General features: G+C 71.2%; 12 protein-coding genes and 1 riboswitch. Of the genes, 6 read left to right on the forward strand and 6 right to left on the reverse strand.

From position 1 onward, the window contains the following. Nucleotides 1-5: 5 nt before the first annotated feature. Nucleotides 6-123: riboswitch (TPP riboswitch) on the forward strand. 84 nt (nt 124-207) lie between these two features. From ACIBKX_RS29500 to ACIBKX_RS29515, 4 genes are read left to right on the forward strand one after another with little or no spacing between them, the layout of a single operon-like run. Then, complete coding sequence (locus tag ACIBKX_RS29500) at nt 208-1,293, forward strand: thiamine ABC transporter substrate-binding protein (RefSeq protein ID WP_363273538.1); 1,086 nt, start codon at nt 208-210, stop codon at nt 1,291-1,293. Further along, on the forward strand, nt 1,269-2,954 hold the full coding sequence (locus ACIBKX_RS29505) for an iron ABC transporter permease (protein ID WP_363273536.1): 1,686 nt from the start codon (nt 1,269-1,271) through the stop codon (nt 2,952-2,954). The genes ACIBKX_RS29500 and ACIBKX_RS29505 overlap by 25 nt, the downstream gene beginning before the upstream one ends. Continuing rightward, nucleotides 2,954-4,033 (forward strand): ABC transporter ATP-binding protein, encoded by a 1,080-nt coding sequence (locus ACIBKX_RS29510; protein WP_363273535.1) that lies wholly within the window; start codon nt 2,954-2,956, stop codon nt 4,031-4,033. The genes ACIBKX_RS29505 and ACIBKX_RS29510 overlap by 1 nt, the downstream gene beginning before the upstream one ends. Before the next feature lie 31 nt (nt 4,034-4,064). Then, entirely contained in the window at nt 4,065-4,856 is a 792-nt protein-coding gene (locus ACIBKX_RS29515) for a maleylpyruvate isomerase family mycothiol-dependent enzyme (protein WP_363273534.1), read from the forward strand. Between the two features lie 93 nt (nt 4,857-4,949). Here the strand turns inward: ACIBKX_RS29515 and ACIBKX_RS29520 are convergent, their stop codons facing one another. The 6 genes from ACIBKX_RS29520 to ACIBKX_RS29545 all read right to left on the reverse strand — a co-directional run bounded on the left by ACIBKX_RS29520 (nt 4,950) and on the right by ACIBKX_RS29545 (nt 10,738). Further along, complete coding sequence (locus ACIBKX_RS29520) at nt 4,950-6,128, reverse strand: LOG family protein (RefSeq protein ID WP_363273533.1); 1,179 nt, start codon at nt 6,126-6,128, stop codon at nt 4,950-4,952. 37 nt (nt 6,129-6,165) lie between these two features. Continuing rightward, entirely contained in the window at nt 6,166-6,570 is a 405-nt protein-coding gene (locus tag ACIBKX_RS29525; protein ID WP_363273531.1) for a VOC family protein, read from the reverse strand. Between the two features lie 157 nt (nt 6,571-6,727). Continuing rightward, on the reverse strand, nt 6,728-7,897 hold the full coding sequence (locus ACIBKX_RS29530; protein ID WP_363273529.1) for a hypothetical protein: 1,170 nt from the start codon (nt 7,895-7,897) through the stop codon (nt 6,728-6,730). Continuing rightward, nucleotides 7,879-8,673, reverse strand: a complete 795-nt coding sequence (locus tag ACIBKX_RS29535) for an ATP-binding cassette domain-containing protein (RefSeq protein ID WP_363273527.1) — start codon at nt 8,671-8,673, stop codon at nt 7,879-7,881. Before ACIBKX_RS29535 ends, ACIBKX_RS29530 begins: the two co-directional genes overlap by 19 nt. Before the next feature lie 188 nt (nt 8,674-8,861). After that, nucleotides 8,862-10,241, reverse strand: coding sequence for an aspartate aminotransferase family protein (locus ACIBKX_RS29540; protein WP_363273526.1), 1,380 nt, complete (start codon nt 10,239-10,241; stop codon nt 8,862-8,864). Next, the gene (locus ACIBKX_RS29545) at nt 10,226-10,738 is read right to left on the reverse strand and encodes an Lrp/AsnC family transcriptional regulator (RefSeq protein WP_361822707.1); all 513 of its coding nucleotides are present in this window, start codon (nt 10,736-10,738) and stop codon (nt 10,226-10,228) included. The genes ACIBKX_RS29540 and ACIBKX_RS29545 overlap by 16 nt, the downstream gene beginning before the upstream one ends. 161 nt (nt 10,739-10,899) lie before the next feature. On the opposite strand from ACIBKX_RS29545, the gene ACIBKX_RS29550 reads away from it, so the two are divergent. Then, the gene (locus ACIBKX_RS29550) at nt 10,900-12,339 is read left to right on the forward strand and encodes a gamma-aminobutyraldehyde dehydrogenase (protein ID WP_363273525.1); all 1,440 of its coding nucleotides are present in this window, start codon (nt 10,900-10,902) and stop codon (nt 12,337-12,339) included. Nucleotides 12,340-12,514: 175 nt separating this feature from the next. After that, entirely contained in the window at nt 12,515-15,121 is a 2,607-nt protein-coding gene (locus ACIBKX_RS29555; protein WP_363273524.1) for an MXAN_6230/SCO0854 family RING domain-containing protein, read from the forward strand. Nucleotides 15,122-15,137 lie beyond the last annotated feature (16 nt).

Below are 15,137 nucleotides of genomic sequence, written 5' to 3' on the forward strand. Positions count from 1 at the left end.
TCTGCATATTCCGACAGGGGAGCGCCACAGCGCTGAGAGTGCGGCAGCCAAGGACAGGTTGGCCGCAGACCCTCTGAACCTTGCCCGGGTCATTCCGGGTAGGAAGTTCGGACACCACTCAAGCTGTTGCGCCCTGCCCGCGGACCTCTCCCGGTCCGCGGGCAGGGCCGCGTCTCTTCCTGGTCACACCCAGGAGGAATGATCTCAGTGAGCACCACCAAGAAGGTCACGGTCACCGCGGTCGCGGTCGGCCTCGGGCTCGTCGCGCTCTCCGCGTGCGGCGGCTCGGACAGCGGCGACAAGGCCGCCGGCTCCAAGAGCGTCACGCTCGTCAGCCACGACTCCTTCAACGTCTCCAAGGACGTACTGAAGGAGTTCGAGAAGAAGTCCGGCTACAAGGTCAACGTCCTCGAGGACGGGGACGCGGGCGCCGCCGTGAACAAGGCGATCCTGTCGAAGGACAACCCGCAGGGGGACGTCTTCTTCGGGGTGGACAACACCCTGCTGTCGCGCGCGCTCGACCAGGGTGTCTTTGCTTCGTACGAGGCGAAGGGCTTGGACGGGATTCCCGCCGAGCTTCAGCTCGACAAGGGCAAGCACCGGGTGACGCCCGTCGACAGCGGCGACATCTGCGTCAACTACGACAAGAAGTACTTCGCCGACAAGAAGCTCGCGCCGCCGAAGACGCTCGACGACCTGGTCAAGCCCGCGTACAAGGACCTGCTGGTCACCGAGAACGTCGCGACGTCCTCGCCCGGCCTCGGCTTCCTGCTCGGGACCGCCGCCGAGTACGGCGACGACGGCTGGCAGGGCTACTGGAAGAAGCTCACGGCCAACGGCGTCAAGGTCGTCGACGGCTGGGAGCAGGCCTACAACGAGGAGTTCTCCGGCTCCGCCGGCGGCAAGAAGGCCAAGGGCGACCGGCCGCTCGTCGTCTCCTACGCCTCCTCGCCGCCCGTCGAGGTGCTCTACGCCAAGCCGCAGCCCAAGGAGGCGCCGACCGGCGTCGCCACCGGCACCTGCTTCCGCCAGATCGAGTTCGCGGGCCTGCTGAACGGCGCGCGGAACGAGAAGGGCGGCAAGGCGCTGATCGACTTCCTGATCAGCAAGCGGTTCCAGGAGGACCTGCCGCTCTCCATGTTCGTGAACCCGGCGGTCAAGGACACCAAGCTGCCCGAACTGTTCACGGAGCACGGCGTGAGCGTCGACAAGCCGCAGACCATGGCCCCGGAGAAGATCGCCGACAACCGTGAGCAGTGGGTCAAGTCGTGGACCTCGCTCGTACTGAAGTAGGCAGGTCCCGTAAGGGGCTCACGCGTGGGAGCGCGGCGCGGCTCGGTCTGCTGGCCGTGCCCGTCGCGTTCTTCGCCGTGTTCTTCGCCTATCCGGTCGCCGCGATCGTCGCGCGCGGCCTGAAGGTGGGCGGGCAGTGGCAGTTCGGGCGGATCGCGGAGGTGCTCGGGCAGTCGGACATCCGGCACGTGCTCTGGTTCACCACCTGGCAGGCGCTCGCGTCGACCGCGCTCACGCTGCTGATCGCGCTCCCCGGCGCGTATGTCTTCGCGCGCTTCGAGTTCAGGGGCAAGCAGGTGCTGCGGGCCGTCGTCACAGTGCCGTTCGTGCTGCCCACCGTCGTCGTCGGGACCGCGTTCCTCGCGCTGATCGGGCGCGGGGGTCTGTTCGACGAGATGTGGGGCCTGCGGCTCGACACGACGGTGTGGGCGATTCTGCTCGCCCATGTCTTCTTCAATTACGCCGTCGTCGTGCGGACCGTGGGAGGGCTGTGGTCGCAGCTCGATCCGCGGCAGGAAGAGGCCGCACGGATGCTGGGCGCGTCGCGCTGGACCGCCTGGCGGACGGTGACGCTGCCCGCGCTCGGCCCGGCCGTCGCGGCGGCCGCGCTGATGGTCTTCCTCTTCACCTTCACCTCCTTCGGCGTCGTCCAGATCCTCGGCGGCCCCGCGTACTCGACGCTCGAAGTCGAGATCTACCGGCAGACCGCCCAGCTCCTCGACCTGCCGACGGCCGCCGTCCTGACCCTCGTGCAGTTCGCGGCGGTCGGCGCGATCCTCGGCGTGCACGCGTGGACCGTGCGTCGGCGCGAGACCGCACTGAAGCTGGTCGACGCCGCCACGGTCGCGCGCCGGCCGCGCGGCGCGGGCCAGTGGGCGCTGCTCGGCGGGGTCATGCTCACGGTGGCCGTGCTGATCCTGCTGCCGCTCGGCGTGCTGATCGAACGGTCGCTGAGCGGTCCCGGCGGCTACGGCTTCACCTACTACAAGGAGCTGACCTCGGCGGACGGCGGCGCCTTCCTCGTCCCGCCGATCGAGGCCGTCTGGAATTCGCTCCAGTACGCCCTTGCCGCCACCGCCATCGCCCTGCTGATCGGCGGTCTCGCCGCCGCCGCGCTGACCCGGAAGGCCGGTCGTCTGGTGCGCGGCTTCGACGCGCTCCTGATGCTGCCGCTCGGGGTGTCCGCCGTGACGGTCGGCTTCGGTTTCCTGATCACGCTCGACAAGCCGCCGCTCGACCTGCGTTCCAGCTGGATCCTGGTGCCCCTGGCCCAGGCGCTGGTGGGCGTTCCCTTCGTCGTACGCACGATGCTGCCCGTCCTGCGTGCCGTGGACGGGCGGCTGCGCGAGGCGGCGGCCGTGCTCGGGGCGTCGCCGCTGCGGGCGTGGCGGGAGGTCGACCTGCCGATGGTGCGGCGGGCGCTGCTGATCGCCGCGGGGTTCGCCTTCGCCGTGTCGCTCGGCGAGTTCGGCGCGACGGTGTTCATCGCGCGGCCGGACAACCCGACGCTCCCGGTCGCCGTGGCGCGGCTGCTCGGGCGGGCCGGGGAGCTCAACTACGGCCAGGCGATGGCCCTTTCGACGATCTTGATGGTGGTGTGTGCGGTGTCGCTGCTGCTGCTCGAACGGCTCCGTACCGACCGCACGACAGGGGAGTTCTGATGGATGCGGCCGCAGGTGTGGCTACGGGGGCGACGACGCGTGCGGGGCTGCTGACGCTGGCGGACGCGACGGTGCGGTTCGGGGAGCGGGCCGTCCTCGACGGCGTCGGCCTTGAGGTCGCCGAGCACGAGACGGTGTGTGTCCTCGGGCCGAGCGGCAGCGGCAAGTCGACGCTCCTCAGGGCCGTCGCGGGGCTCCAGGAGCTGGACGCGGGGCAGGTCCTGCTCGACGGCCGCGACCAGCGCGGGGTGCCCGCGCACAAGCGGGGCGTCGGCCTGATGTTCCAGGACCATCAGCTCTTCCCGCAGCGTGACGTGGCGGGCAATGTCGCCTTCGGGCTGCGGATGCGCGGTGCGACGCGCGGCGAACAGGCCGACCGGGTGGCCGAGTTGCTCGATCTGGTGGGGCTGCCGGGGGCGCAGCGGCGGGCGGTGGGCTCGCTGTCCGGCGGGGAGCAGCAGCGGGTGGCGCTGGCCCGGGCGCTCGCGCCACGGCCACGGCTGCTGATGCTGGACGAGCCGCTCGGGCAGCTCGACCGTTCGCTCCGGGAACGCCTCGTCGTCGAACTCCGGGAACTCTTCCACGAGTTGGGTACGACGGTCCTTGCCGTCACGCACGACCAGGGTGAGGCGTTCGCGCTCGCGGACCGGGTCGTCGTGATGCGGGACGGGCGGATCGCCCAGTCCGGTACGCCACTTGAGGTGTGGCAGCACCCGGCGGACGAGTTCGTCGCGCGGTTCCTCGGCTTCGACAACATCGTCGACGCGACGGTCGCGGGTGACGTGGCGGACACGGTGTGGGGCAAGGTTCCGGTGCCGCCGGGCGGGGTGCGGGACGGCCGGTGCAGGCTGCTCGTACGGCCCGCCGGGGTGCGGCTCGTGGCCGCCGACGATGGGCTGCCGTGCGTGGTGACGGCGCGGACCTTCCGGGGCACCCATGTCGCCGTACATCTGGAGCCCCGGACGGGACCCCGGCTGGAGGCGGCGTGCGCGCTGCGGGACGCGCCGGGGGTCGGGGAGACGGTGGGGGTCGGGTTCGACGCGGGGGATGTCGTCGCGCTGGGCGAAATCGAGGTGTGATCTCCCTGGCGGCCTGCCTAGGGTGCGGCACATGACGACCATGGATTACGACCGTTACTGCGCCGAAGTCGCCGGTCAGCTAGGCCAGTTCAGGGCGACCTTGGCCGGGGCCGACCTCTCCGCCACCGTACCGACCTGTCCTGAGTGGACCCTGGCCGACCTCGCCCGGCATGTGGGTGGCGCCGTGCGGTGGGCCGAGCGGCTGGTGGCGACCCGGGCCACGGAGGACATCCCGGAGGAGCAGGTCTCCGGTATTCGCGGGCCCGAGGGGGATGATGCCGCTGCGCTTGACGCGTGGCTGGCGGAGACCGCGGAGCTCGCGGCGAAGACGCTGGGGGGTGTGCCTGCCGATACGGCCGTGTGGAGCTGGTCCGACCGGCAGGACGCCGGGTTCTGGGCCCGTCGCATGACCCATGAGGTGGCCGTCCACCGCGCGGACGCGGCGATCGCCGCGGGGGTTCCCTATGAGGTCGCGCCGGAGGTGGCGGCCGACGCGATCGACGAGTGGCTGGAGATCGTGCGGTTCGTGCAGCGGTCCGACCCCTCGGACAGTGCGGCCGAGTTGCGGGGCGGCGGGCGCAGCATTCATCTGCACGCCACGGACGCGGCCGCGGAGTTGAACGCGGAGTGGCTCATCGAGTTCGGCGAGGACGGGTTCGACTGGCGGCGGGGGCATGAGAAGGCGACCGTCGCTCTGCGGGGGCCGTTGACCGAGGTACTGCTCGCCTTCTACCGGCGGCGGTCGCCCGATGACGGGGGCGTCGAGGTGCTGGGGGAGCGGGAGTTGCTGGACTTCTGGCTGGAGCGGGCTTCGTTCGGGTGATCAATCCCCAACCCCGTCCTCAATCGCCGGACGGGCTGAAAGCGCCCCGAAGGGGCGCGGGGAACTGCGCGACCAGCCACGAAGTACCCGCGGTCAACCGGACTGGGAAGCCGACAGCTCAGCCAAGGCGGCCGGGACGGCCGTCACGTCGTCCACCAAGGTGATCCGCGGCTCCATGGACCGCTCCCGCGCCAGCGCCTGCAGCAGCGGCCACGCCGGGAGATTCTCCGTCCAGTGGGTGCGGTTGACCAGGACCATCGGGACCGGCTCGCCCCGTGACTCGTAATAGTTCGGGGTCGCCGCGTCGAAGATTTCCTGGACCGTGCCCGCCGCGCCGGGCAGGAAGACCACGCCCGCGTTCGAGCGGGCGAGCAGGCCGTCCTCGCGGGTCGCGTTGGCGAAGTACTTGCCCAGGTGCGAGGCGAAGGCATTCGGCGGTTCGTGGCCGTAGAACCACGTGGGGATGCCCACCGACGCTCCGCCGTCCGGCCAGCGGCCACGGACGTCGAAGGCCGCCCGCGCCCACTCGGTGACCGACGGGGTGAAGGAGGGGGCCTTGGCCAGGAGTTCCAGCGCCTCGTCCAGCATCTCGTCGCGGAAGACCGACGCGTACGCGCCCAGATTCGCCGCCTCCATCGCGCCGGGGCCGCCGCCCGTGGCGACCATGAACCCCGCGCGGGCGAGCGAACGGCCGAGTCGCGCCGCACCCTCGTACGCAGCCGTGCCACGGGCCATCGCGTGCCCGCCCATGACGCCCACCACCCGTGCGCCGACGAGCAGTTCGTCCAGGGCGTCGGAGACCGAGTCGTCGTGGATCGCGCGGAGCATCGAGGAGAAGACGTCGCCGTCCGCCTTGGTCCGCTGGAACCACTCGTAGGCGAGGGCGTCGGGCGTCGCGTCGTAGCCGCGCTCGGCGAGGCCCGCGAACAGCTCGTCCGGCGTGTAGAGCAGACCCCGGTACGGATCGAACGGCAGGCCCGGCACCGGCGGGAAGACCAGGGCGCCCGCCGAACGCACCGCGTCGGCCGCGGACTGCTCCATCGGGCAGCCGAGGAACACCGCGCCCGTGGTGTCGCAGGACAGGAGCGCCGCCGTACGCCCCGTCAGATCTATGGCCTGGACCCGGCATCCGGCGATCGAGCCGCCCGCAGCCAGGTCGTCGAACTCGGCGAGCGTCTCGATCTCGCGGTCGTCGCCCGGCAGTTGGCCGGGCGACGGAGCGTGGGCGGATCCGGATACGGATACGGATACGGATTCGGGAGTCGGCTGCATCCGCTCATGCTAGGCAGCACGCTCCGCGCGGCCGAGCTCAGCCCTCGACGGCGGTCGGGTCCATCCACATGATCTCCCACGTGTGGCCGTCCAGGTCGTCGAAGCTGCGGCCGTACATCATGCCGTAGTCCTGCGTACGGCCCGCCGTGGCGCCGGCGGCCAGCGCCTTGTCGACCAGCTCGTCGACCTTCTCGCGGCTCTCGGCGCTCAGACAGAGCAGTGCCTCGCTGGTGGTCGTCGAATCCGCGATCTGCTTCTCGGTGAACTCCGCGTAGCGCTGCTTGCCCAGCATCATCGCCACGATGGTGTCGCTGATCACGACGCAGGCGCAGTCGTCCGTGGTGAACTGCGGGTTGATCGTGTAGCCGAGCTCCGTGAAGAACTTCTTCGTGCTGTCGACATCGGCGACGGCGAGGTTGACGAAGATCATCTGCTGGTACATGTGTCTCTCCCGTTGAGCGTTGACCGTTGAGCCCGGTGTGGTCCGTGCGTCGTGTGCCTTACGGAGGGTTAGACGCCGGGCCCGCGCGGAACTCATCGGCCCGCCCGAACTTTTTTCGCAGAGCTGCCGAGTTGCCGAGCTGCCGAGCCGATACGCCTTACGCGAGCGGCAGCGCGGCCAGCTCCGCGACGATCCACGTCAGCGGACCGAAGACCGCCGCGAGGGCACCCGCGCGCAGCGCCGCCGAACCGCGCAGCAGCGTCATCGGCGCCCCCAGTTGCAGCAGCGCCGCCGTGGTGTCCGAGCGCTCGTGCTTCGCCTCGACCGCGGCCGTGGCGAGGGTCAGCACCGCGCAGCCCACGACGAGCAGCGAGCCGAGCGTGGTCAGCGGGCCGACGTCGGGGCGGGCGCCCGCGTACAGCGTGAGTGCCGCGTACGCCGCCGACGCCACGGCACACAGCACGCCGAGCGGCCGGCCGATCCGCCGCGCCTCCTCCTGGAGCGCGCGCCCCGCGAGCAGCCGCATCGCGCCGGGCCGCACCGACTGCAGCAGCCGCCCGCACAGATGGGTGAGGCCGGGGCCCGCGACCGCGAGGCCGACCGCCGTCAGCGCCCATCCGGCGAGCACGCCCGCGGGGCCGCCGGTGAGGCCGCCCGGCATGGCGGGGCCCGAAGCACCGCCGGCCCGGCTCGCGTACGTCTCGACGGCGAGGCCGGCGGCGAGCAGCGCGATCCCCCAGGGCAGCCCGTTCGGCGCCGTGGCCGGGGCGTCCGGCCGCTCCGGGTCCTCCCGCTCCTGCTCGGCGCCGGGCTTGGCGGGGCGCGGCCGGAGCACGAGGGCGCTGGCCAGGGAGGCGGCGAGGGGCACCAGGGCGAGCAGGGTCAGCGCGGCGGCGAGCGGCAACGGCGTGTCGGCGGCGAGGAGTTCGGCCGCGGCGCCGTCGAACGGCAGCCCGGTCAGGTCGCCCCGCAGGTGCAGGAAGAACAGCAGGGCCACCATGGAGCCGAGCGTGCAGGCCACGGCCGTGGAGATCGCGGCGAGCACACTCAGCTTGGCCGGGCCGAGCCCCACGGCGGAGAGTCCGGTACGCGGCCGGGTCGCCGGGTCCGTGCGCGCGACGGCCACGGCGAAGTAGACGGTGGCGGCGATCGGCGCCAGGCACCAGGCAAGGCGCAGCACGGCGGGGCCCGACGCCTCCGGATGGCCCATCGCGTACCCCAGAGTGCACAGCAGCAGGAATCCGGTGCCGGCCGAGGCGGCGGCGACCAGCAGACGGCGCAGCTGGACCAGGGGATGGGCGCCGCGGGCTAGACGGAGAGCGAGCACGCGGCCCGGCCTTCCGCGTCGGAGCCGCCGGGGACCTCGTCGGCCGTGGCGCCCGTGCCTCCGGGAGCCGTGACCCCCTCCGCCCCCGGCAGATGCACCGTGTGCACCCGCCGCCCGTCGAGCAGCGCGACCGTACGGTCCGCGAGGGCCGCCACCTCCGCGTCGTGTGTGGCGAGGACCACGGTGATGCCGTGCGAGCGGGCCGCGGTGGTCAGCGTGCGCAGGACGTGGGCCCGGTCGGCGCGGTGCAGCGGGGCGGTGGGCTCGTCGGCGAAGATCACCGACGGCATGGTGACCAGGGCGCGGGCGACGACGACGCGCTGGCGCTGGGCCTGGAGCAGCGCGTGCGGGCGCTTGCGGGCGCAGTCGCCGATGTCGAGGCGCTCCATCCACTCCTGGGCGACGGTCCGCGAGCCGCGGTTCGACGTGCCGCGCAGCATCAGCGGCAGCGCGACGTTCTCCCAGGCGGTGAGCTCGGGCACCAGGCGCGGCTCCGGGTCGATCCAGCCGAAGCGGTCGCGGCGCAGCCGTTCGCGGGCCGCCGCGCTCATCGTGTGCACGGGGGCGCTGTTGAACCAGACCTCGCCCTGCTGGGGCAGGAGCTGGCCCGAGAGGCAGCGCAGCAGGGTCGTCTTGCCGCAGCCGCGCGGGCCGCTGACGGCGAGGATCTCGCCCTCGCGGACGCCGAGCGATACGCCGCTGAGCGCGGGCGAGCCGTTGTGTGTGATGTGCAGGGCGCGTGCCCACAGCACGTCGTTGTCCGGTGGGGCCACCATCACGTACACCTCGGTTCAGATCAGTTTTGCCTCCCCCGTCCGGGGGAACGAAGGCGGGGCCGATCGGTCACTGGGCACGCTAGGGATCCGGGTCGCGAAGCCGGGAAACGACGCGGCCCGGGGGCGCCCGTTCTCACTCGAACGGGCGCCCCCGGGCCGGTGTCGCTGACCTCAGGTCACGGGGTGACTCAGAGCTTGGTCCAGGCCTCCGTGAGGACCTGGCGCAGGATGCCCTCGATCTCGTTGAAGGTGTCCTGGTTGGAGATCAGCGGCGGGGCCAGCTGGACGACCGGGTCGCCACGGTCGTCGGCGCGGCAGTACAGGCCGTTGTCGTACAGCGCCTTGGAGAGGAAGCCGTACAGGACGCGCTCCGTCTCCTCGTCGTTGAAGGACTCCTTGGTGTCCTTGTCCTTCACCAGCTCGATGCCGTAGAAGAAGCCGTTGCCGCGGACGTCGCCGACGATCGGCAGGTCCAGCAGCTTGCGCAGGGTCTGGTAGAACGCGTCCTCGTTGTCGAGGACGTGCTGGTTGAGACCCTCCTTCTCGAAGATGTCGAGGTTGGCGAGGCCGACCGCGGCGGACACGGGGTGACCACCGAAGGTGTAGCCGTGCAGGAAGGTGTTGTCGCCCTTGTAGAACGGCTCGGCGATGCGGTCCGAGACGATGCAGGCACCGATCGGGGAGTAGCCCGAGGTCATGCCCTTGGCGCAGGTGATCATGTCCGGGACGTAGCCGAACTTGTCACAGGCGAACATCGTGCCGAGACGGCCGAAGGCGCAGATGACCTCGTCGGAGACGAGCAGCACGTCGTACTTGTCGCAGATCTCGCGCACGCGCTGGAAGTAGCCGGGCGGCGGCGGGAAGCAGCCACCGGCGTTCTGCACCGGCTCCAGGAAGACGGCCGCGACCGTCTCCGGGCCCTCGAAGAGGATCTCCTGCTCGATCTGGTCGGCGGCCCAGCGGCCGAAGGCCTCCGGGTCGTCGCCGTGGATCGGGGCGCGGTAGATGTTGGTGTTCGGCACCTTGTGCGCGCCCGGGACGAGCGGCTCGAAGGGGGCCTTCAGGGCCGGCAGACCGGTGATGGACAGGGCGCCCTGCGGGGTGCCGTGGTAGGCGACCGCGCGGGAGATGACCTTGTACTTCGTGTGGTTGCCGTTGAGCTTGTGGTACTGCTTCGCCAGCTTCCACGCGGTCTCGACGGCCTCGCCGCCACCGGTGGTGAAGAAGACCTTGTTGAGGTCGCCCGGCGCGTAGTCCGCGAGACGCTCGGCAAGCTCGACGGCCTTGGGGTGGGCGTAGCTCCACACCGGGAAGAAGGCCAGCTCCTGAGCCTGCTTGTAGGCGGTCTCGGCGAGCTCGTGACGACCGTGGCCCGCGTTGACCACGAACAGGCCGGAGAGGCCGTCCAGGTACTTCTTGCCCTTGTCGTCGAAGATGTAGGTGCCCTCGCCACGCACGATGGTGGGAACGGGCGCGTTCTCGTACGACGACATGCGGGTGAAGTGCATCCACAGGTGGTCGTACGCGGTCTGGCTGAGGTCCTTGCTCACGGCTATCGGGTTCCCCACATATAGGTCTGCTTCTTGAGCTTCAGATAAACGAAGCTCTCGGTGGAGCGCACGCCGGGGAGGGCGCGGATGCGCTTGTTGATCACTTCGAGAAGGTGGTCGTCGTCCTCGCAGACGACCTCCACCATCAGGTCGAAGGAGCCCGCGGTCATCACCACGTACTCACACTCGGCCATGGCCGTCAGTGCCTCGGCGACAGGATCCAGATCGCCCTCGACATTGATGCCGACCATCGCCTGCCGTCGGAAACCCACGGTGAGCGGGTCCGTGACGGCGACGATCTGCATCACGCCCTGGTCGAGCAGCTTCTGGACGCGCTGCCGTACGGCTGCCTCGGACAGGCCCACGGCCTTGCCGATGGCGGCGTACGGACGGCGTCCGTCCTCCTGAAGCTGTTCGATGATCGCCAGGGAGACGGCGTCGATGGACGAAGAACCGTTCCCGTGTCGGGAACTGCTGGAATCTGCGCTGCGACTGGCCACAACCCCATGGTGCACAGGTCTCGTCGGTTCCGCAAGGTCAGATCGATGAAATTCGTTGTTTGGAGCTTCGAACGTCACGGATTTCGCAGTTCTGGGCGGCCGGGTATGTTGAAAGCGTTGGTAGAACGACTAGGGTGGGTGTCTCATCCACTGGACATCTGACTGGAGGGCCGGAAGTGACCACCGAGCTGCGCCGTCTGCGTAACTACATCGACGGAGAATTCCGGGACGCCGCCGACGGCCGGACCACTGAGGTGGTCAACCCCGCCACCGGCGAGCCGTACGCCACCGCGCCGCTGTCGGGCCAGGCCGACGTGGACGCCGCCATGGAGGCGGCCGCCGCCGCGTTCCCCGCCTGGCGTGACCTGGTGCCGGGCGAGCGCCAGAAGTACCTCCTCAAGATCGCCGACGCGTTCGAGGAGCGCGCCGAGGAGCTCATCGCGGCCGAGGTCGAGAACACGGGCAAGCCGATCGGACTCACCCGGTCTGAGGAGATCCCGCCCATGGTCGACCAGATCCGCTTCTTCGCGGGTGCGGCCCGGATGCTCGAGGGCCGCTCGGCCGGCGAGTACATGGAGGGTCTGACCTCCATCATCCGCCGCGAGCCGATCGGCGTCTGCGCGCAGGTCGCGCCGTGGAACTACCCGATGATGATGGGCGTCTGGAAGTTCGCCCCGGCGCTCGCGGCCGGTAACACGGTCGTCCTGAAGCCGTCGGACACCACCCCCGCCTCGACCGTCCTGATGGCCGAGATCATCGGCTCCATCGTCCCCAAGGGCGTCTTCAACGTCGTCTGCGGCGACCGTGACACGGGCCGCGCGATGGTCGAGCACAAGACCCCGGCGATGGCCTCCATCACCGGTTCGGTGCGCGCCGGCATGCAGGTCGCCGAGTCCGCCTCCAAGGACCTCAAGCGGGTCCACCTGGAGCTGGGCGGCAAGGCGCCGGTCGTCGTCTTCGAGGACGCCGACATCGCCAAGGCCGTCGAGGACATCTCGGTGGCGGGCTTCTTCAACGCGGGCCAGGACTGTACGGCCGCCACGCGCGTGCTCGTCCACGAGTCCATCCACGACGAGTTCGTGACGGCGCTCGCCAAGGCCGCCGCCGACACGAAGACCGGCCAGCCGGACGACGAGGACGTGCTGTTCGGCCCGCTCAACAACGCCAACCAGCTGAAGCAGGTCTCCGGCTTCATCGACCGCCTTCCGGCGCACGCCAAGGTCGAGGCGGGCGGCCAGCGGGTCGGCGAGAAGGGCTACTTCTACGCCCCGACCGTCGTCTCGGGCCTCAAGCAGGACGACGAGATCATCCAGAACGAGGTCTTCGGCCCGGTCATCACCGTCCAGTCCTTCACGGACGAGGAGCAGGCCGTCGAGTACGCGAACGGCGTCGACTACGCCCTCGCCTCCTCCGTCTGGACGCAGAACCACGCCCGCGCCATGCGGATGTCCAAGGTCCTCGACTTCGGCTGCGTCTGGATCAACACGCACATCCCGCTCGTCGCGGAGATGCCGCACGGCGGCTTCAAGAAGTCCGGCTACGGCAAGGACCTCTCGGGCTACGGCTTCGACGACTACACGCGCATCAAGCACGTGATGACGTCCATCGAGGGCTGAGCACCACCGCTTCGCCCGGCGCCTAATTGAGGTGCCCGGCCCTTCCGCCCCCGCGTACGGTTGCGTACGCGGGGGCGGCTCCGTCGTGTGCTTCCTTCTTTTCTTCTTCTGCAAAAAGATCCGTAGCGCACGCACTCTCCGCCCCCGCCTTCTGCCGCACGGGGGGTGTGAGTTGATGACGACGACCGACGATCTCGCGGGGCTGCTGCTGCGCCGTCGGCAGACCGTGTACGTACCCGAGGGCGCGGGGCGCTGTGCCGAGACCGATGCCGCAGTCGTCGTACTCGAAGCCGAACTCGCCGACCGCGGGCACCTGTTGACCGCCCCGCTGCGCCGCGCGCTGACCGCGCTGTCCCTCCGGGAGCTGCGGGCGACCGGGCTGCGGCTGCTCGCCGGAGTCGACGCGCTGCTCGGCTCCGACCGGCACCATGCCCCGCTGTTCGAGCGGTACCCCGACGAGATTCCGTACCAGTACGCGTACGACCGCTTCACCGCGGCCGTCGCCGCGCACCTCGCCGCCCAGCCGCACCAGCCCTGCATGAACTGCGCGGGCACCACGGCACGGGTGCGCGCGCTCGCGCCCTGCGCGCATCTCCTCTGCGACGACTGCCGCCCCGGCAAGAAGACCGACTGGGGCTGCTGCGACGAGTGCTGCGAGTGGTACGGCTGCCCGATCTGCGAGCAGCGCTACGAGACGGACGGGCCCACCGATCCCTGGCTGGACACGGGGGCGGGGCTCGGCGGTGACGGCGGTCCGGTGCTGCGCGCGCTGCGGCTCGGGGCGCCGGGCGACGCCGCCGATGAGCTGGGGGCATTGCTCGCCCGCCGAACGCCCCTCAACCCCCTGGATCACGACGACCTCGTGCTGCTCCTGGGGCACCTGGACCCGGCCGACGCCGCCGACTGGCTTCCCGCGGCCATCCCGTTGCGCGAGAGCAAGGCACTCGCCCTCGCGCCGCTGCTCGACCTGCCCGAGGTGCGTCCGCTGGTCGGGCGGTACGCGGACACCGCCACCGATGTGCTGCGCCTTCTCGTCGTACGTTCCGGGGGCGACCCCGACCTGCTCCAGCTGCCCCGCCTGCGCGGGCTTTCCCGTCCTGTACGCCGTGAACTCCTCGCCCTGCTGGACGGGTTGGACTTCCGGCGGCTCGCCGAGGACATGGCCCGGCACCCCCGCGTCTGGAAGCGGGCCGGGGAGATCCTGCACCCCTTCGAGCACGCCCACCGGCACGCGCGCGTGGCGCTCGCCTTCGCGGTCCTTCGAGGGACGCGCCTGGACGACGGCGCGCTCTCCGAAACGCTGCTCGCCGAGTCCGCCCGGCACGAGGACGTCCGCCTGGCGGGCGACCGGCTGCGCGTCGTCACCTGGCAGGGGCGGGTCGAGGAGGCGCTCGGCCGCTGGGACACCACGGCCGCGGCGGGCCTGCTGCGCGAGCGCCCCGGCGAGCTGCTGCGCCGCCTGGACCTGCTGCTGGCCCGCTCCGGCTCGGTCACCCTCCCGGAGCCGGTGGGCGAGGCGCTCGCGCACGCGCTGCCGGGCACCGCTCCCGGACCGCTGCTCGGCGCGTTCGGTCAGCTGAAGATCCGGAACATACCCGGGCACCGCCGTGTCTTCTTCCCGCGCGGCCGGGTCACCAAGGCATACGCGGTCGAGGACCGGAGGCCGCCGCTGCCCTCCCGCGTGGCGGGGCGCGCCGGTGAGCTGATCGAGGCGGAGGCCGTGCGGAGGCTTGCCACGGGCTGCTCGGAGGACGAGCGGTACGACCTGGCCGTCCTGGACGCCTCGCTCGCCGACCTGCCCGTGCCGTTCGCCGAGCGCGCCTCGGCGGCCTCGCTGGTCGCGGTGCCGCGCGGCAGCTCGCTGCCGATGCCCGCCGACAGCGAGACCGTGCGGCTCTTCCTGCACTGGCTGCAGCCCAAGGGCAAGCGCGTGGACCTCGATCTGTCCGTCGCGCTCTACGACGACCTGTGGCGGTTCGTCGGCCTGTGCGACTACACGCATCTGCAGTACGCGGGCGGCGCGGCCCGGCACTCCGGGGACCTGACGTCGGCGCCCGCCCCGCACGGCGCCACCGAGTACCTGGACCTCGACCTGCCGCGCCTTGCGAACGCGGGGGTGCGATTCGTCGTCCCCGTCGTGCTCTCGTACAACGACGTGCCCTTCGACGAACTCCCGGACGCCTTCGCGGGGTTCATGGCGGTGGAGCGCAAGGGGCGGGCGACGTACGACCCGCGGACCGTGCGGCAGCGCTTCGACCTCGCGGGGGACGCGACGCTGCGGGTGCCGATGATCGTCGACCTGCGTACCCGGCACGCGTGGTGGGCCGACGTCACGCTCGCCACCTCCGGGGGCAACCACTCCGTGTGGCGGTACAAGCGGCAGCTCGCGCACCTCGGACACGACCTGCTCGACACCTTCCAGCCGCGCGGCCGGGCCACGCTCTGGGACCTGGCCTGCTGGACGGCGGCCGCCCGCACGGACGGCGACGTGTACGTGCGCGGACGCGGGCACGTCCTGTGGGGATACCGCCGCGCCGAGGACGAGCCGCGCGCCGACTTCGCGCTGCGGATCCGCGACGGCTGGGAGCCGGACGCGCTGCGCGCGGAGCCGGAGCTGGCCGACCGCCGTGCCCTTCTGGCCCTCCTGTACGGGGAGTTGCCGGGCGCGGACGAGGTCGCGTCCGGCACGGTGTACCGGCTCTATCCGGGGCCGGTCGACGCGGCCCCGCTGGACCGGATCACGGCGGGGGACCTGGCGGGGTGGCTGGAGCCGCGGGCGTGAGCGCCGGGCCGGCCAC

It is taken from the genome of Streptomyces sp. NPDC050658, from assembly GCF_044457025.1.
GTDB lineage: Bacteria > Actinomycetota > Actinomycetes > Streptomycetales > Streptomycetaceae > Streptomyces.

Excerpts from the sequence above, each read along its gene's own strand:
- ACIBKX_RS29520 (WP_363273533.1), bottom strand. The coding sequence starts at position 6,128 with ATGCAGCCGACTCCCGAATCCGTATCCGTATCCGTATCCGGATCCGCC.
- ACIBKX_RS29515 (WP_363273534.1), top strand. The coding sequence starts at position 4,065 with ATGACGACCATGGATTACGACCGTTACTGCGCCGAAGTCGCCGGTCAG.
- ACIBKX_RS29555 (WP_363273524.1), top strand. The coding sequence starts at position 12,515 with ATGACGACGACCGACGATCTCGCGGGGCTGCTGCTGCGCCGTCGGCAG.
- ACIBKX_RS29510 (WP_363273535.1), top strand. The coding sequence starts at position 2,954 with ATGGATGCGGCCGCAGGTGTGGCTACGGGGGCGACGACGCGTGCGGGG.
- ACIBKX_RS29525 (WP_363273531.1), bottom strand. The coding sequence starts at position 6,570 with ATGTACCAGCAGATGATCTTCGTCAACCTCGCCGTCGCCGATGTCGAC.
- ACIBKX_RS29535 (WP_363273527.1), bottom strand. The coding sequence starts at position 8,673 with ATGGTGGCCCCACCGGACAACGACGTGCTGTGGGCACGCGCCCTGCAC.